Origin of the sequence: Prosthecobacter fusiformis (assembly GCF_004364345.1) — a bacterium.
Lineage (GTDB): Bacteria > Verrucomicrobiota > Verrucomicrobiia > Verrucomicrobiales > Verrucomicrobiaceae > Prosthecobacter > Prosthecobacter fusiformis.
On record NZ_SOCA01000008.1, the window covers coordinates 178,949 to 205,041 of the forward strand.

A 26,093-nucleotide genomic window follows, 5' to 3' on the forward strand; every position below is an offset into this window, starting at 1 on the left:
ATTCACCCCAGGCTTTCCCAAAAAGTCAGGCTCTTAGCTCAGCCTCACACCTCAAAAGGTATGGATGAACAGACCTGAGCGCAGCTTCGGTTCAAACCAAGTGCTCTTCGGCGGCATGATCTGGCTCGCATCAGAAATGGCCATGAGCTGGTCCACCGTCACCGGATACATGCTGAAAGCCACGGCGTGTGCACCGCTATCCACCAGTTTTTCCAGCTCTTCCGTGCCGCGGATGCCACCGATGAAGTCGATTCGTTTGCTCGTGCGTGGATCCTCAATGCCCAGCAACGGGCTAAGCAGACGGTCCTGGAGAATGCTCACATCCAGTTGGTCGATCGGGCTTGCATCAGCCTCGCTCTTCCATTCCAGGCCATACCACTTGCCGCCCAGATACATGCTCGCATGGCCAGGCTTGGCTGGCGTTTTGTATTCCGTCGGGGTCACTTTGAAGATCTTGCCCACCGCCGCCAGAAAGCTGGCTTCATCATGGCCGTTCAGGTCTTTAACCGCACGGTTGTAAGGCAGGATGTTCAGCTCATTGCCAGGGAAAAGCACGCACAGGAACCAGTTATACTCTTCCGTTCCCTTATGCTCAGGATTCGTCGCCCGGCGGTGTTTGCTCACGCGGAAGGCGCTGGCCGCACGGTGATGGCCATCCGCCACATAGGCTGCAGGCACCTGATGAGAAAACAGCTTCTCAATGTCCGCCGAGGTGCCTACTGGCAGCCGCCATACCTGATGACGCACACCATCTGGAGCCGTGAAATCATGCACCGGGTCATTGTTCAGACGGAAATCATTGACGATCATGTCAATCGCAGGCACGCCCTGATACGTCAGGAAAATGGGGCCCGTATTGGCGCTCAAAGTATCCACCAGGCGGGTGCGGTCATCCTCCTTGTCCTGACGTGTCTTTTCGTGCTTCTTGATGACATCGTTTTCGTAGTCCTCCGTGTGGCAGACGCCGACGATGCCCGTCTGGCTGTGCTCACCCACCGTCTGGCGGTAAAGGTAAAGGATCTGGGCGCTCTCACGCACCAGCGCCCCTTCCGCCTGCAACTTCTCGAAATTCTCGCGGGCCTTCACATACACCTCAGGGGAATACGGATCCACATCCAGCGGCAGGTCGATTTCCGCACGGTCCACATGCAGCAAGCTCAATGGCGTGTCATGGGCCAGCGCATAAGCCTCCTCCCGGTTGACGACGTCATAAGGCACCGCAGCCACGTTGGCTGCGTGTTCAGGGGCAGGCACAAGACCTTGGAAGGAACGAAAACGCATGAGGCCATCACCCTTGGCGGGACAGACGGAGGCGTCAAGTGAAGGGCCACCCTTTTGTGCCATGAAAGTGATGCGGCCCTAAACGAAAAAAAAGGGAGCCTTCACAGGCTCCCTCAATCTCAAACTTTGTTCTGTTACAAATCAGACCAGTTCCTTCAACTTCGCCTGGATGGCGTTGAAGTCAGGCAGGTCGCCGGGGCTTTCCAGCACTTCGGCATACTGGATCACGCCAGCTTTGTCGATGATGAAGGCAGAGCGCTTCGGCACGCCACCCATGATCAGGTTCTTGGCTGGCAGGAAGCTGTCATACGCAATGCCGTAAGCGGTGGTGATCTTGTGATCATAGTCGCTCAGGAGTTGCAGCGTGATGCCTTCTTTTTCAGCCCAGGCTTTTTGAGCAAATGGATTGTCACCACTGATGCCGATGACCTTGGCATTCAGAGAGGTGTAAGTATTGATGCTCTTGGACAGCTCGCAAAGCTCCGTCGTGCACACGCCCGTGAAGGCCATCGGCACAAAAAGGATCAGGATGTTCGTGGAGCCGATGTGCTCGGACAGCGTGAAAAGCTCGGGGCCATTGGCGCCAAGGGTGGTAACGGTGAAATCAGGAGCGGCAGTGCCGACAGAGAGTGCCATAGAGATAATAAGATTACGGGTGAACGCACCGGCGGGCGGCGCGCACGCATAGGAACGCGGCAGCCGCCAATGGTCAAGCCTGGGAATGAAAAGCCCGGATCCGCATCAGCTCACCGCAGCCAGCAGCTTCGGCAGCAGATCACAGATCTTCACCCGCTCCTGCTCACCACCATCGCGGTGCCGCAGCGTCACAGTATCCTGGAGCTCTGGGCCTTTTTCACCCAGAGTATCAAAGTCAATGGTGACACCAAACGGAGTCCCCACTTCATCCTGACGCGCATACCGGCGGCCAATCGAAGCCGTCTCATCATAAAAGACATTCATGTGCTTCTTCAGCAGGCCATACACCTCGCGTGCCTTGGCCACCAGTTCAGGCTTGTTCTTCAGCAGGGGGAATACCCCCACCTTCACCGGGGCCACCCGTGGATGCAGACGCAGCACGGTGATGACTTCCTTTTTGCCCTTCTCATCGGTCTTCTCCGTTTCATTGAACGCATTCGCAATGATCGCCAGCGCCATGCGGTCCAGACCGGCGGATGGCTCGATGACATGCGGCACATAGCTGCCTTTGAAGAGGCGCTCAAACCAGGCGCGCACATCCGCTTCCGGCATCGGCTCGCCCTTCACCTTGGACTTCTCAGCAGCCAGGCGTTTCTGGATCAGCGCTTCCTTCTGCTCATCGGTCAGCTTGACCGCAGCGTTTTTGAGGTCTTCATCGAAGACTTCCTGCGTCTTGCCGCTGGCGGTCTGATGGGCAGTCAAATCGAAAGCACCACGCGCGGCGATGCCTTCCAGCTCTTCCGTGCCGAAGGGGAAATCACAAAGGATGTCCACACAAGCGCGGGCATAGTGCGCCAGATCATCCGGCGTCTGCCAGTAATACTCCAGCACATCACCCAGGCCGATGCCTTCATAAAACTTCGTGCGCTGCGCCACCCAGTAACGGTGCCACATGTCCCAGCCCCAGTTCGGCTGCGGCTCGCTCAGGTCAGCACCTTCACTCCAGGCCGCGACCTCACCGCTGATGATCTCCACCGCCTCATCCGGCTTGATGAAAAACTCCAGTTCCATCTGCTCAAACTCACGGCTGCGGAAGGTGAAGTTTTTTGGCGTTACTTCATTGCGGAAAGCCTTGCCGATCTGGCAGACGCCGAAGGGCACCTTCATGCGGCTGGAATCGAAGACGTTTTTGAACTGCGCAAAGATAGCCTGGGCGGTTTCCGGGCGCAGATACGTCACATCGTCCTCCGTCGCCGTTGGTCCCAGATAGGTCTTCAGCATCAGGTTAAACGGACGCGCAGGTCCCAGCGCACCACCCGTTTCTGGATGAAAGTCCACGCTGCCTTCGATGGCGTCGCCCTTGGCCTCGCCTAACAAAGAGATCTCTTCCACCTTGCCCGCAGCTTCGCCTGCGTTGGAGGCAATCAGAGTGCGTACTCGCTTGCGGAAGCTTTCGATGTGCTCGCCCTTCTTCATCAGGACGGAGATCACACGGTCCAGCTTCCAGCCAGTCGGAGCCTCAGCTCCCGTGTAGTTCATGATCACCCCTTCCTGCGGGTCCACATGGTCCGCACGCACACGCTTGTTCGTCAGCGAGCACTCACGCATCAGGTCGGCAAAAGTGTCCACGTGACCGCTGGCCTTCCAGATCGCCGGGTTCATCAGGATACTTGCATCCAGGCCCAGCACATCCTCACGCTCACGCGTCATCGCATTCCACCAGGCCGTGCGCAGGTTCCGCTTCAGCTCCGCACCCAGCGGGCCGTAGTCCCACACACCGCCACAGCCGCCATAGATCTCACTGCTTTGAAAGATGAAGCCGCGGCGCTTGCAAAGAGACACGATTTTCTCCATGAGGGCGGTGTTGTTTTTGACGTCGGTGGACATAGGAAATAAAGGGCAGAAAAATCCCGCTCGCACCTGTCGTGACGACCACAATGGTGCCAATAGCGCAAACGGGCCGCTAAGGAGCGCGTGCCCAGCCATTTCGCAAGGAAAAGCTGGGGTCCGAGCTCCCATGCAGGGACGCTTCATCATCGCTCGGTCAGACAATGTGGAGTGAAATCAAAGTTCCGTTCTGCTCGCTCTTCATTCTCTCGGGTACGGTCAGAATTAAAAAGATACCTTTCTGCAAAAATCGTATTTAAGAGAACGTTCTTTTATACGATAATGATCATCGCTTCCGCTAAACCCTCGTTCCATCTTGATGCCATGCCTTCCCCCACCGGGGCAAAGACGCTGGCGCTCATTGACCTGCTGGCAAAACACCCTGCCGGCCTTTCTGCATCGGAGGCGACGAGGCTTTCAAACATCACCGGCAACCTGGTGTTTCGCATTCTCAAGACTCTCGTCGAGATGGGCTTCGCCATGCAGCGGGAGGATGACAAAACTTATACCCTGTCCAACCGCCTGCTAGATCTCTCCCGGCCCAAGGTGGGAGACCGCAGCCTCGTCTTATGCGCTCATGAAGCAATGCGAAGCCTGCGCGATGAAACAGGTGAAACAGCCCAGCTCACCATCGAATCAGGCGGCAAAGCCATGCTGCTGGAGCAATTTCGCGGCACACACGCCTTGCAGGTCTGTGGCCAGATCGGCATGCGCGTACCTCTCTACTCCTGCGCCCCCGGAAAGGCCATCCTCGCCTGGTGGAATCAAGAGAAGCGTGAAGAATGGTTTCGCGGCTGCACTTTGAAAAGCTTCACCCGCCACACCCTCAGCAAGCGCGCCGATCTGGAGCAAAACCTGGCTCAGACCCGCTCAAAGGGCTTTGCCGTGGATCTCGAAGAAGGCATCGAGGGCATCCGCTGCATCGCCGCCCCCATCCTGGATGAATACGGTTCTCCCGTTGCCGCCATCACTTTCATCGCACCCGTCAGCCGTATGCCGGATGCCAGTCTCGCCCCATTTGGCTCTCGCTGCATGCGTGCGGCTCAGGAGATCGAAAAACGTCTCCGTCTGTGATCGTTACCCACATGCTACCCCTCCTCCGCATGGCCCGTCTTTTCATCCTCCTTTCGACCACGGTCATGGCCCATGCCGCATTCTCTGCGGAGCCTGCCGCCAGTTCGATCCTGCCCATGCTTCAGCAGCATTGCATCCAATGCCACGGCAAGGATGGCAAGGTGAAAGGGAAAGTGGACCTGCGACCTTTGGAGTCAGCCAACGACGGACACCCACAGCCCGAACTGCTCACGAAAATCCTCAAAGCCGTCCAAGATGGCGACATGCCGCCGGAGGATGAACCCCCGATCCGAGACGAAGCCCGCCAGCAACTCATCGCTCATCTCGAGACCTGGCTGGCGGATAGCATCCGCACTAGCTCCATCTCCCCGCGCACTCCTGTGCGGCGGATGAACCGCTTTCAATACGGCAATGCCGTGGAGGATCTGCTCGAATTAAAAGTCGAGCTATTCGCCCTGCCGGAGCGCGTCGTTCGTGAGTATGGCGAATACTTTCAGCCCGCCTCCGGAAAAATGCCGGACACCTTGCTGGCGGGCAATCGTCCGTTAGGCAAATCCCAGCTCATCGCCCCCCGTCTCGAAGGCGTCGCCCCGTTCCCGCAGGATCTGCGCGCGGAGCATGGATATGATACACGGGGGGATCTCATCACGCTTTCCCCGCTGCTCATGGAGTCCTTCCTCACGCTCAGCCGCTCCATCGTGGACAGCCCGAATTTCGGACCCAAAACATCTCGAAAATGGAACCCATTGCTGGCCCCACCGCCTGCCCATAAATCAGCCGATAACGAATTGCGAAAACGCATCCGCCTGTTCCTCACCCGCGCCTTCCGCCGTCCGGTGGAAAAGTCCGTGCTGGAGCGTTACGTGGCCCATGCACAGGCCCGGCTGCAAGCAGGAGCCAGCTTCACCGAGTGCATGAAGGACGTCATCGCCGCCGCGCTCGTCTCACCCCAGTTTCTCTATCTCTACGATGGAGCCACCACCGGGGATAAGCCGGAGCCGCTGGATGATTACGAGCTAGCCTCCCGCCTCTCCTTTTTCCTCTGGGGCAGCCTGCCCGATGAAGAACTGCTGGCCGCCGCTGCCGCAGGCACACTGCGAAACCCCACCCAACTCACCGCCCAGGCCGACCGCCTGATGAATGACCGACGCATGAAACGCTTCTGCGACAGCTTTGCTGGCCAGTGGTTGAAAATCGAGCACGCCCTGGCCTCGGAACCGAAGAAAAAATTGTTTCCTGACTTCTACTTCTCCGTCCGCGCCACCAGCCACATGATGCTGGAGCCGCTGCTGCTTTTTGAGACGGTGTTCGTGGAGAACCGCAGCATCATTGACTTCATCCATTCGGATTTCACCTACCGCAGTGAGGCCCTCGCCCGCTTTTACCGGCACGAGCCGCAGCCCCTGCCGCTCACCCTTTTAATGAAACCGCAGGAGTTCCATCGCGTCCCCGTCACTAGCAAGCGCGATGGCGGCGTCATCACCAATGCCGCCGTGCTGACAATGACATCCAATGCCACGCGCACCCAGCCCATCACCCGCGGGGCGTGGCTCGTCGGCGTCATCTTCAATGATCCCCCACCGCCGCCTCCTGCCGATGTGCCACCGCTGGATGAAAAGGACGACCACGCCGGGGCTAAAAATCTCACGCTCCGCCAAAAGCTCGCCCTCCATCAGGAGCGCGCAGACTGCGCCACCTGCCATGCCCGGATCGACCCTTACGGCTTCGCCCTGGAAAACTACGATGCCGTCGGCCGCTGGCGCGAAGTTTACGAGCAAGGCCAGCCAATCGATTCTGCGGGCAAGCTCTTCAATAAACGCCCCTTCACCAGCATCGAAGAGTTCAAGGACGGACTCCTCGCTGAAAAGGACCGCTTCACCCGCGCCTTCGCCTCCCACCTGCTCGCTTATGCCCTGGGCCGTGAGGTCACCCCTGCCGATCAGGCCGCCCTGGATGGCATCGTCACCACCACTGCGGCGGATGGTTACCGCCTCCGCACCCTCATGCGGCAGATCGTTCTCAGCGAACCTTTTCAGACCAAGTACAATCCCGCCACACCGCCCGCCCGGTAACGGTTAACAGTAAGCCTAACTATATGATGCACACACGCCGCTCCTTCCTCCGCTGCGCCACCGGTGCCACGCTCGCCCTGCCTTTCCTCGAAAGCCTCCAGGCCGCAACGGCCCGGCCTGCGCAAAGACTCGCGGTTTTTTATGTCCCCATCGGCGTGGTGCGGCGGAACTTTTACCCTGGCGAGCAAGCCCTCGGCCTCGTGGACTTCAATGACAAAGAAGGCCAGAAGAAGTATCGGGAAAAGTTCGCCATCCGTCCCCCCGGTTTTTATCCGCACACCTTCACTCCCACCTTGCAGCCTCTGGAAAAGATGGCCAGCAAGATTTCCCTCATCACCGGCCTTGGCCGCGTGTGGCAGGACTCCAGCGATCCTCATGAACAATGCGGCAGTTGTTTCCTCAGTAGCCTCGCGCCCAATGAGGACAAGACACGCAAGATGCCGCAGGGCCGCTCCCTGGACCACGTCGTGGCAGAAAAGATCGGCACCGAAACCCCCTTCCGTACGCTCGAATTCAGTTGCAACACCCACCACGATAACAAGGAGTCTATCCACTTTGATAACATCTCCTGGTATGGCCCGGACTACGTCGCCCCCAGCATGCGCGATCCGCGCCTCGCCTATCGCCGCATGTTCGGCACCCAGGGCGGCGACCCGCGCCAGATTACGGATCTCGTCCTCGCGGATGCCCGCGACATGAAACGCCGCCTCGGCTATTCCGATCAGGAAAAATTCGGCGAATACGTCGAATCCATCCGCACCATCGAGCGCCAGATGGACAAGCTTTCCAGCCTGAAGGATGAACTGGACAAAATGAAGCTGGCAGAGCCCAGCGCCGCCTACATCCCGCGCGGTGAGCACATCCGCCTCATGGGGGATCTCATGGTCGCCGCCCTCCAGAGCGGCCTAACCAACGTTGCTACGCTCATGATCGGCCCCGAGCGCTGGGACACCCCGTATCTTTTCGAAGAAGTGTCCAAAGACCCGCTCAGCCATCACAAGATGTCCCACAATCCCATCGAGTATGCCCGGCAGCTTGAGCAGGTGGACGCATTTCACATGCGCCAGTTTGCCTATCTGGTGGAAAGGATGGACTCCATCCGTGAGGTGGATGGCAGCACCCTGCTTGATAACACCCTCTTCACCTACGGCTCCGGCCTCGGCGACGGCTCCACCCACCAATACGACCGCCTCCCCATCATCATCGTCGGCAGCGGCGGTGGCCGGATCAAAACCGGCCGCCATCTCCAATGCGCCGAAGGCACTCCCCTGGCCAATCTCTGGCTCACCCAGGCCACCGCTCTCGGCCTTTCCCGCGACCGCTTCGCCGACAGCACCGGCGTCATCCCGGAGATTCTAGGTTAACGCAGCACGCTAAACCGCTGTTTGGCAAAATCGCAGAGGCCTTCCGCACGTTTCTGCCAGGTTATCTCGGCGCAGCGGGCGCGGCTTTCTGCAACAGCACGTGCATAGGCGGAGGGATCATCAAGCAGGGCTACCGCCTTGGCCACAAACGCATCTGTGCTGTCTTCGCGGATGTAATGTCCCGCATCCGCAAGCACATCACGTACAGACGGAATGTCCGTGCCCAGAGCGGGAACGCCGTGGGAGAGATAATCCAGCGCCTTGACCGGGCAGGTGAGATGACGGTTGTAAAAAGTGTCCGCCAGCATCACCACCCCCAGGCTGGCTCGCTCGGCGAGCGCCTCATGCATCTTTGTTGGCGGCTGAAAGGAAACGGCGGAGATCCATTCCTGAAGACCGGCTTGCCGGGCGGTATCGGTGATCCTCCGCGCATCCTTTTCACCACCGCCCCAGAATTCCGTGCGGATGCCCGATTGGGCCAGAGCAATGGCGGACTTGCTCAGAAAGGCGACACCTTTCGTTCCATGCATATGACCGACGTAAAACACGGTACGTGCCCGACGTTTGACCTCAGGATCCGTTACCGGAAACGGTTTGGTGCCGAGGGGAGAGTAAACGGCAGGAACGCCAGGAAACAGGCCCTGATAGATCTTTTTCTGGTCACGGGTGATGCACACGAGGCCGCTGACAAACGGCAGCAGCAGCTTCTCCACCCACTTCCTTCTGTGAAAGGTAAATGGCACCGCATGCTGATGGTAGGACAGATCTGCGTAGAGATCATGCAACTCATAGAAGCCGCGGATATTCGGGAGCCGGGAGAGCCAGGCTAGATGCATCAGAAATCCGGACTCGCGGGTGAACACAGCCACGGGTCCTTTTTTGGCAAGCTGCATGATATGCCGACGGGCCTCACGGTAAAGCGGCGAGCTTTCATCCATGCCCCAGGATTTCGCGCGCTGCATGCGATGGATCTTGAGATCCGCATGGGCCTCCAGAGAATAAAAGTCACTGAGGTCGCGTTCGGTTTCCGTGCTCTCTCCAGCACTGACAAAGAGGTCTGATTGTACACCGATGGAGGCAAAGGAGTGGGCATTGTGAACCCCCACATTGACAATAGGGCCGGAGGACCGCCACTTGCCTTTGTTGATCCACACCACACGCATGGCCTCAGGCGCTGCCATGCCAGAATGGTTCCTACGGCACTCTGTAAAAAGGCCCGGACTTATCTTTGATCGGACCGATGCCGTTTGCAGTTTGTCCCACATTGCAGACTTTTCCCGCATTTCTATAAACCTTCAAATTACAGGATTGTCACCTGAATGAACGAGCAGTCATGGGAACCGTCATCAATACTGCTCATGAAGAGTTAGCCGTCGATAAATCGATGAAGATATGAACTGCCCAAAAATTCTCCGCACACAAGATGTCGGACTTGGTTTTGCTTTGACCATGTGGGGAACGAAGGCCGCTGCGGGGCTGTCTGCTTTCTCCCGCGCTACGCCCTATGGCGGCTCGAAGTATTGTCAGCTCTGGATTCTATGACACAGCCTCCTCCTCGCAGGCTGCCGGGAATGATCTTGGCGATGCTGCAAACACTCGCCGCAGTCCTGCTGGTGTTTGGCATGTACCGGCTGTTTAGAGCGCCGGTGGGCGGATGGTTGCGGGCTGATTATGACAGTTCATCATTTTTGTTTTCGGCCCTGCTGAAAAATGTGACGAACCTTTCCTTTTGGGGCAGCATGCTTCTGGCTGCGGGATTTGCCTGGGCGAACCGGAAACAGCGCGCATGGGGAGAGTTGCTGCCCGGCGGAAGGATGCATTGGGTGGTCGCCGGGTTGATCGTTGTGCTGGCCTGGACCGGCGGTCTCTACCCGTATAACTTTTTCTTTGGTCAAGCGCACTGGATGGATCGCACCGCGATACTCTTGCTCGGCCTGGCCGCATGGCGGTTGCCTGCTTTCTTTCCGCTCCTGCTGTATGCAGTGATGGTGTCTTATCTCCAATGGCGCGTGCAGCCCTTGACCGATGCGGAATTTACCAATCGGAAACTCGTGCTGGATATGGCATGGGTGCTCTGCGCTGCCGGTCTGGCCCGGCCTGTCATTCAGCGCTGGCTACCGCGGGCGGTCTATGCGGGGACGCTCGCGCTCCTCAATGCATGTCTGATTCACTATTGGATCCCCGGCTTGGCAAAGCTGAAGATCGGCATGCATCACCTGGACTGGCTCATGAACGATGAGCTCTTTAATCTGACCGCCTCCACCTGCGTGTATGGATGGACCGCATTTTGGAATCAGGAGCAGCTTTCCCTTTTCCTTGAGACAGTCGTCCCGTTCGGCTTGCCCTTAAAACTGTTCGTGCTCATAGTGGAACTGGCTCTGGTAACAGCCTTTTGGAGCCGTCGTTGGTTTGTTTGCCTCTCACTCGGCCGGGTCATGTTGCATGCAGGCATCTTCGTCTGCTCTGGAGACAGCTTCTGGAATTGGATCCTTCTGCAACTGGCCGTCACCATGGCATTCGTTGAGTGGCCATCACGGAAAAAAGACCTCGTTTCGGCAGCGCCGGAAACAAGCCGCACCGGTCCGGCGGCCCCAGTAGCACTGCCGTTTTTCTCCTGGCAGACGGCCATCGTAGCGGCGGCTAGCTTGCTGCTGACGGCAAACTCGCACATGGCCAGCAACCTCGCCTGGTTTGATTCCCAGCTCACTGAGCGGTACAATTTTTATGCCGTGATGCAGGACGGTCGGCGGCTTTACATCAACCCAGACTTCTTTGAACCCTATGAGTTCGCCTTCATCCAGTCGCAGTTTCATTACTTTCATGAAAAACAGCCTGAAAAAATCCTGACGCGTACCTTTGGCGCCATCCATGACGCGAAGGTCGCCCAGGAAGTTCGCCAGGCCAGGACACCAGAGCAGATGCGCTTGATGATCGACAAGCACGGCAAGGAGGTCCGGGATCCCAAACGGGTCGCAGCCTTTAGCGTTTTTCTCAACCGTTGGTTCAGTCACTACTGGACATGGGAGGGCCAGGCCTCCCGGACACTCCACTTCCTCTCACCGCCGCTGCATGCCTATGTCTTGTCGAAAGCGCCACCGGAGCAAACTTATCATGGAGAGAAAGGGGTGCTGCGGATCCAGATCGAATTTGAAAGAACCTTTTTTGATGGTCAAAACTTCCGCGAAATGGACAAGCGCATCGTTCACGAAGTCTCTCTGACTGATCCCGCGTCAACTCGCAGCGAATAGTGCGGCCAGAGATGGGGCCTGCCATATTCTGCCGCTCAAAAGGTACAGTCTTCTTTGCAGGCGCCTGAAAAAACAGCATCTTCCCTGCCGAACACTACTGGCCCCCCTGCCCGCATCATCGAGTGGAGAGCGGACACTCCTATCCACATCATCAAACCGCAGCGCAGCCGCTTAAAATCCAAGCCAGCCCACCACCCATGAAAACCCACGGCTCCGCCACCACCTTCCAAGTCTCCAACGTCGCCACTGCCCTCGCCTACTACACCGGCGTGCTCGGCTTCACCGAGCGTTTCCGTTTTGGCGATTACGCAGGCGTCCAGCATGGGGAGGTTCAGATCCATCTATCCGGTCCAGCAGCCACCAACAAAAAGCAAATCGGTCAGGGCAGCATCTACATCTTCTGTGATGACTGCGATGCCTACCATGCGGAAATCACCGCCAAAGGAGCCCACATCCAGGCACCCCCGCGCGACTATGATTATGGCATGCGCGACTTCGTCACCGAAGACCCCGATGGAAACCTCATCGCCTTCGGTCAGGAAGTGAAAGCGTCATAAGCTCTCGACAAAGCCTCTAGGTTACTCCGCCCCATCCATCGTCTCAGCTCTTCCCAGAGGCCTCACACCCGTGCCTACCGTCTTCGTCAGGCTGTCGCCAAGCTGCTGGCGGAAGTCCTCGGCCAGCTTTTGCAAGCGCTCCACCACCTCCGGGTGCGCAGCACTCACATCGGTGGTTTCGCCCAGGTCATCTTTGAGGTTGAACAAAGCCAGCGTCTGCTCGGCCACTTTGTAACCGTGACGCGTGGCGATGCCTTCAATGCCGGATTGCGTGATGGCCGCAGGCTTCATGTTCTCCCAGTTAGACGGCTTGCCATCCAGACCCGGCGTCTCGTGCGGGGTGATGAATGGATGAGCAAAGTGCAGCTTCCAATCACCACTGCGGATGGCCTGCAATTCGCCTCCGGCATACACAGCAATGGCTTCATGGGGACTTTTCGCACCCTCCTTGCCTAACAAAAGATTCATCACATCCTTGCCATCCAGAGTTTTGGCAACAGGTGCCGAAACAGCAGGCGTGCCCGCAGGCGCAGCCGTGACGGGGACGGCAGCGCCTGCCGGCGTGGTGGCTGGCTGGCTTTCAGCAGCAACTTCTTTCGTTTCCGCCACCCCTTCCCCCTGCTCCACAGGGACAGGTGGAGTCACTGATCCGGCCTCATCATTCCAGGCCATAAAAGTGGGCATCAGGTCCATGGCGGTCAGCACCTCATCATTCACCTTTCCAGCAGGCACATGACCTGGCCAGAGCGCGATGAAAGGCACCCGCACACCACCATCATAGCTGGTCAGCTTGCCCTCGCGCAAAGGCGCGGCATTGCCCGCATAGTTGCCATAGCTGAGGAACGGCCCGTTATCCGACATGAAAATGACCAGCGTATTGCCCGCCACCCCGGCCTGCTCCACAGCGGCCAGGATCATGCCCACGCTCCAGTCCAGTTCCTCCACCACATCAGCATACAATCCGTGAGGTGACTTTCCCTTGAACCGCGCAGAGGCGAAAATGGGCACATGCGGCATGATGTGCGGCACATAGAGGAAGAAAGGTTTCTTCTCATTGCGGCGGATGAAGCTGACGGCCTTCTCCGTAATGCGGCGGGTGAAGAGACTCTGGTCCGGGTCCGTCGCCTCCACCTTTTCATTGTCATAGACCGGCAGCGGCGGCATCTCCGCAGCCAGGGATGGATGATACTTGCTGTTATCGTTGGAATACGGAATGCCCCAGAATTCATCAAACCCATGCTTCATGGGATGAAACATCGCCGCCGTGCCCAGATGCCACTTGCCATGAATGGCAGTCGCGTAGCCGCGCTGCTTGAACAGTTCCGGCATCAGGAATTCATCTGGGTGGATGCCTTCCAGACTCGTATGATTCAGCGCACCCTGCATGCCCACACGGTTGGGGTAACAACCCGTCATCAGTGCAGCACGTGAGGCGCTGCATACCGCCTGCGCCACCGTGAATGAGGTAAAACGCGTCCCCTCCGCCGCCATACGATCCAGAAAAGGCGTGCGTATGGTCTTCGACCCATAACAGCCAATGTCCGAATAACCCAAGTCATCCGCCACGATGAGGATCACATTCGGTTTCAGCGATGCGGCCGCCACATCAGCAGGCAGCACCACCTCCACCGGTACAGGCGCAGCCTCTTGGGCCAGAGACAGACTGGAAAACAGGAAAGAGAGGAATAGCAGGCGCATGGGATAAGTACAGTGGGCACTCCTGCCCGCTTGGTTGGCGGCGCAGGATATTGGAGGAGATAGCACCACCAGCTTTCGCCGCAGTGCTGTCGGGTGAACGACGAGAACTATCGGCGAATTGCGCTGAAGTGTCTGGCAGACGCAGCCAAATCAGCCAGCAGGCGTGAGCACCACTTTGAGCAGACCTTCCTTGTTATCATAGAGGCGCTTAAACCAGCCTGCGCCTTCTTCCAGCGGGACCACGGCGCTCAACAGCGGCTCCACCTGGATGCTGCCGTCTTCGATGCGGCGGATGGCCTCTGGATATTCGCCCGCGCAGGAGCAGGAACCGCGGATCATAATCTGGCGGGTCACCACTTCCTGGAGGGGAAACGGCGTGCTGGCCTGGAGATTTCCCACCAGGATCACCTGCCCGCCTTTGCGCACACAGCGAATGGCCAGATCCACCGGTGCCGCAGCACCCACCACTTCAAAGCTCGCATCCGCGCCATCACCACCCGTGATCTCACGCAGGTGCATGGCCAGGTTTTCCTGCTTGGCATTGAAGGCATCGTCCGCTCCCAGAGTCTTGGAAAGCTCCAGGCGCTTGTCATCCAGATCCACCGCGATCACGCGCTCCCAGCCACGCGCCTTCAGCGCCTGGATCACCAGCAGGCCGATCAACCCGGCACCAATCACAACGGCGACTCCACCACGCACATCTTCATGATCATGTCCGCAGGCTTCACCCTCTGCGTGTTCATGACCTTCGTGGTCATGCCCGCAGGTTCCACAATCCCCATCACCGCATTCATCGGCAAAGGCTTCCCCCACCTCGATTCCATCGGCCAGATTCACCGCATGCAGCGCAATGGCCACAGGCTCAGCAAAGGCAGCCTTTTCATAAGAGAGCGACTCCGGGATATGATACAGAATGCGCTCCGGCAGGACGATCTTTTCCGCAAAGCAACCATGGCGGCGGTAGCTGCCGGGGGACACGCCAAGAACCTTGCGGTCTGGGCAAAGATTCACATAGCCGGCCTGGCACTCTTCACACTCACCGCAGTATTCCGTGGAGTCAAAAGTGACACGCTCGCCCACTTTCCAATCCGTCACGCCTTCGCCCACTTCGATGATTTCGCCCGCTGCCTCATGGCCCATGACGATAGGCATCTGGCGGCGGCCACTGCGGCCATCCATGCCATGAATGTCACTGCCGCAGATGCCGCAGGCCTTGATCTTCACCAGCACCTCCCCCGCACCCGGCGTCGGGTCCGGGAAGGCTGTGTCATAATTAAACTCAGAAGGGGCAGTGAGGACGAGGGCGTTCATGGTCAGTTGGTTCGGTAAAGAGCATGAAAAGGCCACGCCTTCCAGCAAGCACGGATTGGCCGATACAGAACGAACTTTCTAGAGCGCTGAAGTGCTCCTCAACAGAGAGCAGCCAAATGTCGCCGTAGCGAAATGTGCGTCGGGTAAGAAAACCCATTTTATATCCCGTGAGGCTCGGGAGTAGGATTGGCCAATAAGCAATGTAAAAATAATTTTCCTTTTTAGATATTTTTGTGATTAAGAATAAGGTTTTAGAAGAATAAAACGCCCATATTTTCCATCATGGGCGATAATATAGTGCATGATAGAAACCAATCGAGCATCGTCTAACCTTCAAAATCAATACATTACAAGGAGGACGAAGCCGAGACAAAGGAATCCGTTTTTCCTTTACCTGGTAGTCAGCCTTTTCGCCTTGATGGCGCTGCCAGCAGTGGCCCAGGTGCCCACCAGCACCCTTTACATTTTAACGGATAACAATGAGTTGGCCACCACCACACTCAACGCACCGGAGAATGTCTCCACACCCCTCGCCATTGCAGGTTTGCTGGAGGGTGACAAGCTTGTGGCCCTGGATGTGCGTCCCCAAAATCAGAAACTGTATGCCCTGGGTGTCAACTCAGACAACTGCACCATTCGGTTATACCACATCACCCCTTCACTGAATGCCCCGGTAGCCACTCCCGTGGGCCTGGGCGGTACCTTGTCCACTGGTGAAGCGACGATTTATTTTTCGGATACCACGTGGTCCATGGACTTCAATCCCGCGACGGACACCCTGCGAGTAGTCAACCAAGAAGACGATCTAAACTTCCGGATGAATCCGAATCGCGGCACCCTAGTGGACAGCAGTGAAGATTCAGGAAACAACCCCGACGGCTACATCCATCAAGACAACATTCATGAATTTGAGCCACCGCCGCATATTTGGGGCATCGCCCACACAAACAACCAGCCTAACAGTGGCACGGTAACCACCCTTTACACCCTCCAAGTTAACTCGGGCACTCTCAACATCCAGAACTCACCTGATTCAGGCAAACAGACCCAGCAATTGCAGGTGAGGGAAAGCGACACGGCCCTCAACTTCACCAGCGTGGGTGGTTTCGACATCGTCCCTGGCACTAATGCAGATGAATCAAACGGACCCGTATCGAACGGTGTGGCTTATGCCGTGCTGCGCGTAGGCGAGACCTCGAAGCTTTACCAGATCATCATTGACCCGACAGCCGCAGGCGTCAACGCCCTAGGCGATCTGAATGCCATCAGCATTGCTGTGCGCACATCTCTCAGCAGCGCCGTCGGCCTCAGCTCTGAAGGAATGTTTTTGACCCGGTTTGATCCCCTAACGGAAGACCAAATTTACGCCAGCCTCATCACCGGTGTCGCGGAGTCAGAAACGATGGTCGCAGTGGCCATGCGGCCTAGCACTGGCCAGCTATACGGCCTCGGCGTAAACCCATTGTCAAATACCGCGACTCTATACATCCTGGAGCCACTGACCGGCATCGCCTATCCAGTAGGAACGCCCGGCCAGATTGCTTACCTGGACAAGGGAGGAAATGCCATCCCATTGCCCGCCACCCCTCTAACCTACGACATGTCCATCAATCCAGTCACGGATGAGCTACGCATGGTCAATGGCAACTTGAATCTCCGGGTCAGCATGGCCGGAACACCGATTGACGGAGACTATGGCGAAGATACCCCCATCACTGGCAACAATCCTGATGGCCCCATCAATATTGAGGGAACACCCGCGACGGCCAAAAGCATCGCTTATCGATACAGCCTGGATGATGCCGAATCGGCCACCCTGTATTCTTTCAATGCGGATAATCACTCGCTGAACATTCAGAGTCCTGAAAACCAGGGCAGCCAAAACTATGTCGCGGAACTGACTGATGAGGAATCCCCTATCAACTATACCCTGCTGGGATTGGACATCCCCGTTGGCTCCCCCAATGGCTACTTCTTTGCCAATAAGTTGGGCGCTGTCTTTCTGTTCAAAGTAGATCTGGCTACGGGCGCAATCAATCATCTGCGTGGCACCAATTATGGTTACTACGCGGGCTTGGCCGTCTTTGCCATAGCCGAGGCTCCCTCAGTGGCCGTTGCCGACGCTGAAAATGTGACCAACACGGGTGCTACCCTCAGCGGCCGAGTGACTGAAGACGGCGGACAAGCCGTGACCCGTCGCGGGTTTGTGTATAACCTCAAATCCTCCCAGACCACTCCTGTGATCGGTGGCAATGGTGTGACTGAACTTATCGAGCAAGACGAAATAGCCCCCTTCGATACCTTCAGCGAAGACGCCTCAGGCCTGAGTCAAAGCACAACTTATACCTACCGCGCCTATGCCGAGAATAAAGCAGGCATCACCTACTCCGAGACAGCCGAGTTCACCACAGTGAACCCGGCCTCCGTGGATTTCGAAGACGTAGCAGTGGGTGGCGTATATGATCTGGAAATACCCCTTGCTGAAGGCAATACCATTACCGCCAAGGGTCTGCCTCCCGGCCTGAAGCTGAACTCCCGCACCGGCGTCATCACCGGCCGCGCCAGCACCCCGGGTGTGTATCAGGTCATCATTACCGTGACGGCTCCCGGCAATGTAAAATCCACATCCATCAATACCTTCACCGTCCAGGCTTTGCCGAGGACTGCCGTGGGCACCTTTGTCGGTTATGTGGAGACGGAAGAAAGTGGCGTCACTGAAGGCATGGGCGGCCGTCTGGATGTGACGACCACCACCAAGGGCAGCTTCACTGTGAAGCTGACCCGGGCCAGGACGACCCTCAGCAAAACAGGTTTCCTTACCAGCAACCTGGTGGACGCACCTGAGATTGAGACCACCTTGTCGGACGGCACGTCGATTGACCTTTCCCTGACCGCCTCAAACACCGTCGAAGGGGGCGTGTTCTTAGGACCTCATGCAGCCAATGTCGTCGGCTGGCGCAAGACGTTTGACCGGGTGCTCTTCCCTGCTTCCGAGCAGATGGGCTACTACACCGTCGCCATCTTGAATGATCCAGGTGATTTTGATAATGCCGACGTGCCCAAGGGCAGTGGTTTTGCCACCATCCTCATTGGCGTGGACGGCAGCTACAAGCTGGTAGGCAAAGCCGCAGACGGCAGTGCCATCACCACCTCGGCCTTCCTGGGCACCACCGGCCAGATGATGGTCTTCTCTCCGGTTTATAGCAAAGCAGGGTCCATCTCCGCATTCCTCTCCCTCAAAACGCATGCTGATGGCAACTATGCTGACAATAGCATCGATGGCACACTGCACTTGAACAAAACGGTCACGACTGGGCGTGCTTACAAGGCGGCTCTTACGAACGTCTTACTGGAAGTTCAGGGCATGTACATGGCCCGTGCTGCCTCAGGCGGTTTCGTCCTGGGCCTGCCCTCCAGCACCAGCGTTTCGAGTTTAGTCTTCTCTGAAGGCGGCATTGATGATACCAACATCAATCCTAGCCTCTATGGCGGCATCTCTTTCTCCGCCGCAACACTAAAAGCCACCGTGCCTACTGCTGGCAGTATAAGCAACCCCACCCGCACGGCACTGACTCTCAAGGCAGCCAGTGGCAGCTTTACCGGCAGCTTCAAGCTGGTGGATGGCTCCCTGACTCGGACCGTGACTTACCAGGGCATGCTGGTCCGCATGAACAGTGGGGATACCATCGCCAGCGGCTACTTCCTGCTGCCACAGATCCCTGGCGTGGGTCAGACAATCCGCAACTCTCCGATCCTTTCGGGGCGTGTCCAATGGGTCAATGGAAATCCCAGCCTGGTTCAGGATGACTGATATTCAGAACGGCATTTGAAAGGCCTGGATCTCGACTGAGACATCCTGGACCGATCATCCTTTCGCCCCCTGTGCGCCTCGCAGCGCCAGGGGGCGTTTTGTTTCCAAAGGGCGGCTTAGCTTTCTTCTTCCACCGGATTCGTCAGGGATCCAATGCCTTCGATCTCGATGGTGACGGTATCGCCCGCTTTCAGAAAAAGCTGGGGCTTGCGGGCCATGCCGACACCCTGGGGCGTACCAGTGAGGATGACCGTACCGGGCAGTAAAGTGGTGCTGGCACTCAGGAAGGCGATGACGGTGGGCACGTCAAAGATCATGTCGTTGGTGTTCCAGTCCTGCACGGCTTCGCCATTGAGGATGGTCTTAATGCCGAGGGCGTTTGGATTGGGAATCTCATCCTTGGTGACAAGGACGGGGCCCAGGGGGCAGAAGGTATCGAATGTCTTGCCACGGCACCACTGACCGCCACCACCGTTTTTCTGCCAGTCGCGGGCGCTGACGTCGTTGGCGCAGGTATAACCAAGAACATAATCCAGGGCATTTTCTTTGCTGACGTTTTTGGCCTTCTTGCTGATGACCACGGCCAGCTCGCATTCATAGTCCACCATGTCACTGCGCAACGTGCGCGGGAGCTGGATGGCATCGCCCGGATTCTGTACCGAGGCCGGAGTCTTCATGAAAAGGATGGGATGCTCCGGGATCGAGGCTCCGGTTTCCTCCGCATGGAACTTGTAGTTCAGGCCGATGCACAGGATGGACACTGGCTGCACAGGGGCCAGCAGCTTGACCACATCGGCCACGGTTTCCGTTACGCGATAGTCGCCAAAAATATCACCTTCAATGGTGAGGGCTGAGCCGTCGGTTTGCTGGGAGGCGTAGGCGATGCGGCCTGTGGAATCAGAATAACGAATGATTTTCATGAAGGGAAAGGAGAGAGAAACAAGTACGGGGCCTGGAGGCAAGTTTAACGATCAACGGCGGTTGAATGCCACGCAGTCTTCATAGCGGGCACTGGTGCCACCGAACATGTCCAAGGCACTGCCAATGGTGCCATCCACCCGTCCATGACTGAGGGTATCCAGACGATGCAGATCCTCCAGATGCCGGATGCCACCAGCATAGGTCATGGGGATAGGACTGTGCTCCCCCAGGAAAGGAACGAGCGCTTCATCCATGCCCTCGCACTTGCCCTCCACATCCACGGCGTGAATGAGGAATTCGGCACAGCAACTGGCCAGGTGTTTCAGCGTTTCAGGCGTTACATGCAGATCCGTGAGGGTCTGCCAACGGTTCATCGCGACGGTCCAGCCACTGGCGGAGGCCTTGCAGCTCAGGTCAATGACGAGGCGTTCCCGCCCAGCTGCGGCGACCATTTTTTGCAGGCGCGTTTCAGAAAACGTTCCATCCGTTTCAAACAGATAACTGGTGACGATGACGTGGCTGGCCCCGGCTTCCAGGTATTCCGCCGCATTGCATGGACGAATACCGCCGCCCACCTGAAGACCGCCCGGATACGCAGCGAGTGCGGATTTCGCAGCAGCCTCATTGCCGGGTCCCAGGAGAATAACATGGCCGCCCGTAAGGCCATCGGCCTGATACGTTTGTGCGAACCAAGCGGGGTCGCGATCACTGACGAAGTTCGTTTTCAGGCCACCGCCGGAATCGCTGAGACTGGAGCCCACGATCTGCTTCACTTGGCCATCATGGATATCAATGCAGGGGCGGAAACGGGTCATGGGGGAGAGTTTTCAAATTTTCCCCATTGGGGGATTTCTGCGGTTAACAAATTGATTATCAATGAATTTCGATGGGGATTCAGTTCCCCATGATTTCCCCAAGGGGGGAAGGATGGGGAAAGAGGAGTCATGGAATCGAGGCGAGGCAGGCTGACGTTTGATGCATGATTCAAGTGTGCCTCAGAGGCGTAAACGATGCTGGCTGGAATGGGTAATATCGTGGATGGCCGGGGTGGGTGCAAGTGGAGGGAGGTTGAGTTTGAGCGATGAGTGAAGCGTCAAAAACGTGTGTTTTGGATGATGCCGTGTGTTTGTGAGGCTAATGAGTCCGTCAACGGCTATCCGGTCTGGCGCGTCCTGCGGGCTTGCTTTCTGTGTAAAAGTGGAGTTCAGAGTCCGTTGCTTTAAAAACAACCATGGAATCAATCGAGATCGCGCGCCTGTGCGCCAAGTATGCCGACGAGAAGAAGGCTGAAAACATCCTGCTGCTGGACCTGCGCGGCCTGTCCCCTGTGACGGACTTTTTTGTCGTCGTCACCGCCAGCTCCAACCCCCAGCTCCGCGCCGTCCGCGACAACATCGTGGATGAACTCCGCGACAAACACGAGCAGCGCCCGATCATCAGTGACGGCACCTATGAAAGCCAGTGGTTGATCCTCAACTACCCGAACGTGCTCGTGCATGTGCTGTCTCCCGAGAAGCGCGAATACTACGCCCTGGAAGAACTGTGGGGCGATGCCCCCAAGCTGGACTGGAAGGATACGGAACCCGTGGGTGCCCCCGTGCCACGCGTGAAGAAGCCGAAGGTGAAAAAAGCAGCCGTGAAGAAAGCCCCTGCCGCCAAGAAAGCTCCGGCGAAGAAGGCCGCTAAAAAAGCGGCGACTAAGAAAGTGGCGAAGAAGAAGGCTGAGTAGATTTTCCCGCGACTGATGTTTTGATCTGGCCTGCTCCCCACTGGGGGCAGGCTTTTTGTTGGGAAGGATGGATGGAGAGATGACCATTCACCGGCCATGGTGCACCCAGGGCTCCTCACCTTGGCCTCTCCTCAGTGAGAGAGGGAACGCGCAGTGATCTTTCGGAAGCCTATACCGATGAACCTACTTGCCGGCCATTCTGAAGACTTCGGGGTGGTCCAGGAGCACGGCTTTCAGAAGCTTGACTTCGGACTCCCGTGAACTGCCGATCCATGTGGCCTGTTCAATGACCTTGCGACCACCGATGGTCCCAGCAATGACCAAGCCGGTCAGATGGGTGCCCAATATCGAGGGATGGGTACCGTCTTCAGAATGGAGAACAAGGTCCGGATAGGTTTCCCTGACGAGCTTCCAAAAGTCCCCAACGGGGCTGATCAAAAGGTTAGCTTCTGGAATCTGCTGGAGCACTTCATTCACAGCCTCCGCGTTTTGCTGGCGGATGCGGGAATGGGCGTCACTGGAGCTGCCGCCGGTAAGAAAGGCATCGCTTTTCTGCTGCTCCCACAGTCTTTCGTGGCGGGCCCAGACCTGAAAATCAACCACCAGCATCCGGGGATTGGCCTCACGGGCGGCAACGACAAGCCTGTTCAAGCCGCTGCGCATCATCCGCCTGGCTTCTTCATTCACGGCGGAGATGGCGGACACGATGCTTTGCTCCTGCACGACCAGGACATCCCAGGGCCGACCGTCAGGTGCCCCCTGTTTGAGCAAAGCCATGGCCTGGGCATCGGAGGCGTGCTCGGCGAGCTTGTACCCTCCTTGAGTGTAGCTGCCGATCTGCGGCTCCAGAACCTGGGAGGATCTTAATAAAGCAGCCACCACTTCAGGGAGTTCGTTGCCATACGTGTAACTGTTTCCGAGAAACAGGATGCGGACGGAAGGTGCTGTGCTTTGAGCCCGGCTTGAAAAGGGGCAAATCAGCGATGCCAGTCCAGCCTGGATGATCTTACGTCGGGACCAATGGGAGGATGGGACGGCATTCATGATTCTAAAGCTGCGGCAAATAACCGGTGGAATATGAACCCGACAAAGTTAGGGAATCAAAACAAATCTGGTTGGCCGCTGACGGGGGGGATGAGGCCGAGCTTGCGGTAGGCGGCGGGCATGGCGACGCGGCCGCGGGGGGTGCGTTTGACGAAGCCTTGCATGACGAGGTAAGGCTCGTGCACGTCTTCCAAAGTGGAGGCGTCTTCGCTGACGGAGACGGCGATGCTGCCGAGGCCGACGGGGCCGCCATCGAATTTATGAATGAGGGCTTCGAGGAAACGCTTGTCCATTTCATCCAGTCCGGTTTCATCAATGTCGCGCATGGTGAGGGCCTGGCTGGCGACGGCTTCGGTGATGGTGCCCTGGGATTTGACCTGGGCGTAATCGCGCACCCAGCGGAGAAGGTGATTGGCGATGCGGGGGGTGCCACGGGAGCGGCGGGCGATCTCGGAGGCACCGGCGGGGTCCATCTCCACCTTCATGAGGCGGGCGCTGCGGAGGAGGATGTGTTGGAGTTCCTCGGTGGTGTAATAGTCCAGCCGGTTGGGGATGCCAAAGCGGCTGCGCATGGGCGCGGTGAGCATGCCTGCGCGGGTGGTGGCCCCGACGAGGGTGAAGGGGGGGAGGTCAATGCGGATGGTGCGGGCTTTGGGGCCCTGATCAATGATGATGTCCAGCCGGAAGTCTTCGATGGCGGGATAGAGGTATTCTTCGATGCTGGGGTGAAGGCGGTGGATTTCGTCAATGAAGAGGATGTCCCGCTCCTGAAGATTGGTGAGGATGCCTGCGAGGTCCCCTGCTCTTTCGATCTGTGGGCCGCTGGTGGTGTGGAGCTTTGAGCCGACGGCATTGGCGATGAGATTGGCCAGGGTGGTCTTCCCCAGGCCAGGGGGGCCGCAGAGGAGGGCGTGATCCAGGGGCTCGTTACGCATCTTGGCGGCCTCCACCATGACGAGGAGGTTTTCCTTCACCTTGGTCTGGCCGTGAAATTCATCGAAGTCTGCGGGACGCAGAGCCAGATCAAAGGGCGAGTCGGCTTCGTTGAGGGTGGGGTTCACAGGTAGTCGGATGCTCTTTTTAACGCCTGATGCCGCGTTCCGCAACGAAAGGATGTGCTGATGAACACTGGATTTTGCTCGATGCGCGAAGCGTCCTGGAGTGCGGTGTAGAGAGGCAAGGGGCAAAGCCTTGCCTCGGCAGCACCGCTTCCACCGGAGCAGAAAGGTCTGCGAACGCCATCACGCGCGTTGGGTCCCTCCTCCGCTCAGTCTCGCTCGTTGTGAGGCTATCCCCCGCCCGCAAGAGCGGTGTCGCGCTTGAGCGCTTCCCGCCGCACTCCAGGACGCTTCGCGACTTCGGTTACAGCTTAAACTTGGGGCACTGGCCCATGAAGGCGCGGGGATTTTCCCAGGCGACGCGCTGGATCATCTCCGGTGTCCAGCCGCGCTGGCGCATGGCCTGCATGGTCTTGGGCACGGCGAGGGGATCACTGATGCCCCAGTCGCAGGCGCTGTTCATCCAGATGCGCTCGGCATGACGATGCTCCAGCATGTCGATGGCGCGGTGGGGGGTGCATTTGCTTTCTGGATACAGGGTGATACCGGCCCAGAATCCGTGGTCTAGAACGTGGTCGATGGTGTGTTCTTCGACGTGGTCAATGATGACGCGGGAGGGATTGATGCGGGGGAAGTTTTTGAGGGAATCGACGATGAGGCGGGTGCCTTTCAGTTTGTCCTCAAGATGGGGGGTGTGGATAAGGACGAGCTGGTCGTGATCCTGGGCGAGCTGGACGTGCTGCTCGAAGATGTGGAGCTCGTTGCGGCTGTTTTTATTGAGGCCGATCTCGCCGATGCCGAGGACGCCGGGCATATCCAGAAACTGGGGGATGAGGGCGATGACATCCTCCGCCAGCTTCATGTCCTCCGCCTCTTTGGGATTGATGCAGAGCCAGGAGTAATGCTGGATGCCGAAGCGGGCGGCGCGCTTGGGTTCGTATTCGGTGATCTGGCGGAAGTAATCGTAAAACCCGTCGGCGGAGGCGCGGTCGAATCCGGCCCAGAAGGCGGGCTCGCAGATGGCCTGGCAACCGGCGATGGCCATGCGCTCATAGTCATCCGTGGTGCGGCTGACCATGTGGCCGTGGGGTTCGATGTAGTTCATGCGAAGGGGAAAAGAGACTGGGGCGGCGGTGAAGGCGGTGGTGTGATGGACCTGAGGAAGGGATCAGGCTTTGAAGGCTCCGATGGCGCCCTGAGTGGTGGCTTTTTCGATGGGCTGGAGGCTGGGGTCACTGAAGCTGAGGAGGACTTCCTGCGCGCGACGCGGCTCATCGAGCGAGAGGAGGGCGAGGGCGTTTTTGAGGGCCTGGACGCGGAAGTCATCCTGCTGACCGGCACGCTGGACACGGTCCAGGAAAGCGGCGAGGTCAATGAGCTTGCTACGCGAATCCATGAACCCGAGGTCCACGAGATTGACGGTTGAAGGAGGTGTCCAGTCTGGCATGGGGGAATTTAGGGCGGGTTTGGAAACTGGCAAGGATGAGGGGTGGGGAGGTTGGTGATGCTCGGTGTTGGTTGCTTGGTGCTCAGTGCTCAGTGCTCAGTGCTCAGTGCTCAGTGCTCAGTGCTTGGTGCTTGGTGCTTGGTGCCTTGCGATGGCGGGGGATTGCAAGGAGCAAACGGGGTGTCTGGGATGGACGGCGCGGGCAGGAGTGCCCACGGTACTGGGCAACATCCACTTTACAGGATGGGGCTCCGGGATACTGACATCGGATGGCTACGAAGAAATCTGCGCGCAAGACGGCTCCGCTGAAGGAGATGGCTCCGGAGGAGATCGGGGAGTTTGTGGGGAGGCGGGTGAAGAAGCTGCGGACGGACCGAGGATGGTCACTGGAGGAGCTGGCACAAGTCAGCGGGGTGAGCCGGTCGATGCTGAGCGAGATCGAGCGGGAACGGGCGAACCCGACGCTGACGGTGACGTTTCGCATCGCGCGGGCCTTTGGGCTGAGCCTGCAGGAACTCATCGGCAGTGTGGAGATGCAGGCGGCGAAGATCCAGGTGATCCGCAGCCGGGACCGGGGGCAGGTTTTCCGCTCTGACAAGCAGTGTGAGATCCGCACGCTGTCACCGCTGAATTTGGAAAAGGATGTGGAGTTTTATGAATTGAAACTGCGGGTGGGCGGGGCGCTGAGAAGCCAGTCCCACTTCGAAGGGACGCGGGAATTTTTGACAGTGGAAGAAGGCTGTGTGCGGGTGGAATCTGACGATGCGGTGGAGGAGCTGGGCAAGGGAGACTCCGGCACTTATCCGGTGGATGTGCCGCATGCGATCGTGAATACGGGCACGGGAGATGCGGTGGTGTTCCTGGTGGTGATCTACCGGTGAGGAGTGGTGCAACAAGCGGTGAGACTGATGAAAAAAAAGCCCTGTGAGGGGATTCCTCACAGGGCTTTTGGAAG

General features: G+C 57.9%; 20 protein-coding genes. 8 read left to right on the plus strand and 12 right to left on the minus strand.

All coding sequences use genetic code 11. The features are described 5' to 3' along the window. Window positions 1-51: 51 nt before the first annotated feature. From EI77_RS18055 to EI77_RS18065, 3 genes are all read right to left on the minus strand, one after another. Window positions 52-1,281, minus strand: a complete 1,230-nt coding sequence (locus tag EI77_RS18055) for a DUF1015 domain-containing protein (protein WP_133796694.1) — start codon at window positions 1,279-1,281, stop codon at window positions 52-54. 141 nt (window positions 1,282-1,422) lie between these two features. After that, window positions 1,423-1,917, minus strand: a complete 495-nt coding sequence (locus EI77_RS18060) for a redoxin domain-containing protein (RefSeq protein WP_133796695.1) — start codon at window positions 1,915-1,917, stop codon at window positions 1,423-1,425. A 105-nt stretch (window positions 1,918-2,022) separates the two neighbouring features. After that, on the minus strand, window positions 2,023-3,804 hold the full coding sequence (locus tag EI77_RS18065) for a glycine--tRNA ligase (protein WP_133796696.1): 1,782 nt from the start codon (window positions 3,802-3,804) through the stop codon (window positions 2,023-2,025). 324 nt (window positions 3,805-4,128) lie between these two features. Between EI77_RS18065 and EI77_RS18070 the strand changes: the two genes are divergently transcribed. Genes EI77_RS18070 through EI77_RS18080 form a run of 3 tightly spaced genes read left to right on the plus strand, consistent with a single transcriptional unit; the run spans window position 4,129 to window position 8,314 of the window. Beyond that, the gene (locus tag EI77_RS18070) at window positions 4,129-4,878 is read left to right on the plus strand and encodes an IclR family transcriptional regulator (protein WP_166647346.1); all 750 of its coding nucleotides are present in this window, start codon (window positions 4,129-4,131) and stop codon (window positions 4,876-4,878) included. Between the two features lie 11 nt (window positions 4,879-4,889). Then, window positions 4,890-6,950 carry a DUF1592 domain-containing protein gene (locus EI77_RS18075; protein WP_208300403.1) on the plus strand — a complete coding sequence of 687 codons (2,061 nt, stop codon included), beginning with the start codon at window positions 4,890-4,892 and terminating at the stop codon, window positions 6,948-6,950. A gap of 23 nt (window positions 6,951-6,973) precedes the next feature. After that, window positions 6,974-8,314 (plus strand): DUF1552 domain-containing protein, encoded by a 1,341-nt coding sequence (locus EI77_RS18080; RefSeq protein ID WP_133796698.1) that lies wholly within the window; start codon window positions 6,974-6,976, stop codon window positions 8,312-8,314. On the opposite strand, the gene EI77_RS18085 is transcribed toward EI77_RS18080, so the two are convergent. Further along, window positions 8,311-9,495 (minus strand): glycosyltransferase, encoded by a 1,185-nt coding sequence (locus EI77_RS18085; RefSeq protein ID WP_166647347.1) that lies wholly within the window; start codon window positions 9,493-9,495, stop codon window positions 8,311-8,313. The two genes, EI77_RS18080 and EI77_RS18085, sit on opposite strands and share 4 nt — an antisense overlap. A gap of 357 nt (window positions 9,496-9,852) precedes the next feature. On the opposite strand from EI77_RS18085, the gene EI77_RS18090 reads away from it, so the two are divergent. Both EI77_RS18090 and EI77_RS18095 read left to right on the plus strand, forming a co-directional pair. Further along, window positions 9,853-11,562 carry a hypothetical protein gene (locus EI77_RS18090; protein WP_133796700.1) on the plus strand — a complete coding sequence of 570 codons (1,710 nt, stop codon included), beginning with the start codon at window positions 9,853-9,855 and terminating at the stop codon, window positions 11,560-11,562. 197 nt (window positions 11,563-11,759) lie between these two features. Further along, a complete protein-coding gene (locus EI77_RS18095; protein ID WP_133796701.1) occupies window positions 11,760-12,119 on the plus strand; it encodes a VOC family protein in 360 nt (119 codons plus the stop codon). Between the two features lie 21 nt (window positions 12,120-12,140). On the opposite strand, the gene EI77_RS18100 is transcribed toward EI77_RS18095, so the two are convergent. Beyond that, window positions 12,141-13,817 (minus strand): sulfatase family protein, encoded by a 1,677-nt coding sequence (locus tag EI77_RS18100; protein ID WP_133796702.1) that lies wholly within the window; start codon window positions 13,815-13,817, stop codon window positions 12,141-12,143. 150 nt (window positions 13,818-13,967) lie between these two features. After that, complete coding sequence (locus tag EI77_RS18105; RefSeq protein ID WP_133796703.1) at window positions 13,968-15,128, minus strand: galactitol-1-phosphate 5-dehydrogenase; 1,161 nt, start codon at window positions 15,126-15,128, stop codon at window positions 13,968-13,970. 418 nt (window positions 15,129-15,546) lie between these two features. Here EI77_RS18105 and EI77_RS18110 point away from each other — a divergent pair, with 418 nt between their 5' ends. Continuing rightward, entirely contained in the window at window positions 15,547-18,939 is a 3,393-nt protein-coding gene (locus EI77_RS18110; RefSeq protein WP_166647348.1) for a DUF4394 domain-containing protein, read from the plus strand. A 116-nt stretch (window positions 18,940-19,055) separates the two neighbouring features. Here the strand turns inward: EI77_RS18110 and EI77_RS18115 are convergent, their stop codons facing one another. Then, complete coding sequence (locus EI77_RS18115) at window positions 19,056-19,859, minus strand: fumarylacetoacetate hydrolase family protein (protein WP_133796705.1); 804 nt, start codon at window positions 19,857-19,859, stop codon at window positions 19,056-19,058. Between the two features lie 51 nt (window positions 19,860-19,910). After that, window positions 19,911-20,675, minus strand: a complete 765-nt coding sequence (gene hisA, locus EI77_RS18120; protein ID WP_133796706.1) for a phosphoribosylformimino-5-aminoimidazole carboxamide ribotide isomerase — start codon at window positions 20,673-20,675, stop codon at window positions 19,911-19,913. A 416-nt stretch (window positions 20,676-21,091) separates the two neighbouring features. Between hisA and rsfS the strand changes: the two genes are divergently transcribed. Beyond that, the gene (gene rsfS, locus EI77_RS18125) at window positions 21,092-21,589 is read left to right on the plus strand and encodes a ribosome silencing factor (protein WP_133796707.1); all 498 of its coding nucleotides are present in this window, start codon (window positions 21,092-21,094) and stop codon (window positions 21,587-21,589) included. 183 nt (window positions 21,590-21,772) lie between these two features. On the opposite strand, the gene EI77_RS18130 is transcribed toward rsfS, so the two are convergent. From EI77_RS18130 to EI77_RS18145, 4 genes are all read right to left on the minus strand, one after another. Continuing rightward, window positions 21,773-22,633 (minus strand): SGNH/GDSL hydrolase family protein, encoded by an 861-nt coding sequence (locus EI77_RS18130; protein ID WP_133796708.1) that lies wholly within the window; start codon window positions 22,631-22,633, stop codon window positions 21,773-21,775. Window positions 22,634-22,689: 56 nt separating this feature from the next. Then, a complete protein-coding gene (gene ruvB, locus EI77_RS18135) occupies window positions 22,690-23,694 on the minus strand; it encodes a Holliday junction branch migration DNA helicase RuvB (RefSeq protein WP_243838929.1) in 1,005 nt (334 codons plus the stop codon). Between the two features lie 301 nt (window positions 23,695-23,995). Next, window positions 23,996-24,796 (minus strand): TatD family hydrolase, encoded by an 801-nt coding sequence (locus EI77_RS18140; protein ID WP_133796709.1) that lies wholly within the window; start codon window positions 24,794-24,796, stop codon window positions 23,996-23,998. Window positions 24,797-24,859: 63 nt separating this feature from the next. After that, window positions 24,860-25,138 carry a hypothetical protein gene (locus EI77_RS18145; protein ID WP_133796710.1) on the minus strand — a complete coding sequence of 93 codons (279 nt, stop codon included), beginning with the start codon at window positions 25,136-25,138 and terminating at the stop codon, window positions 24,860-24,862. A gap of 269 nt (window positions 25,139-25,407) precedes the next feature. Between EI77_RS18145 and EI77_RS18150 the strand changes: the two genes are divergently transcribed. Further along, a complete protein-coding gene (locus EI77_RS18150; protein WP_133796711.1) occupies window positions 25,408-26,019 on the plus strand; it encodes a helix-turn-helix domain-containing protein in 612 nt (203 codons plus the stop codon). Window positions 26,020-26,093 lie beyond the last annotated feature (74 nt).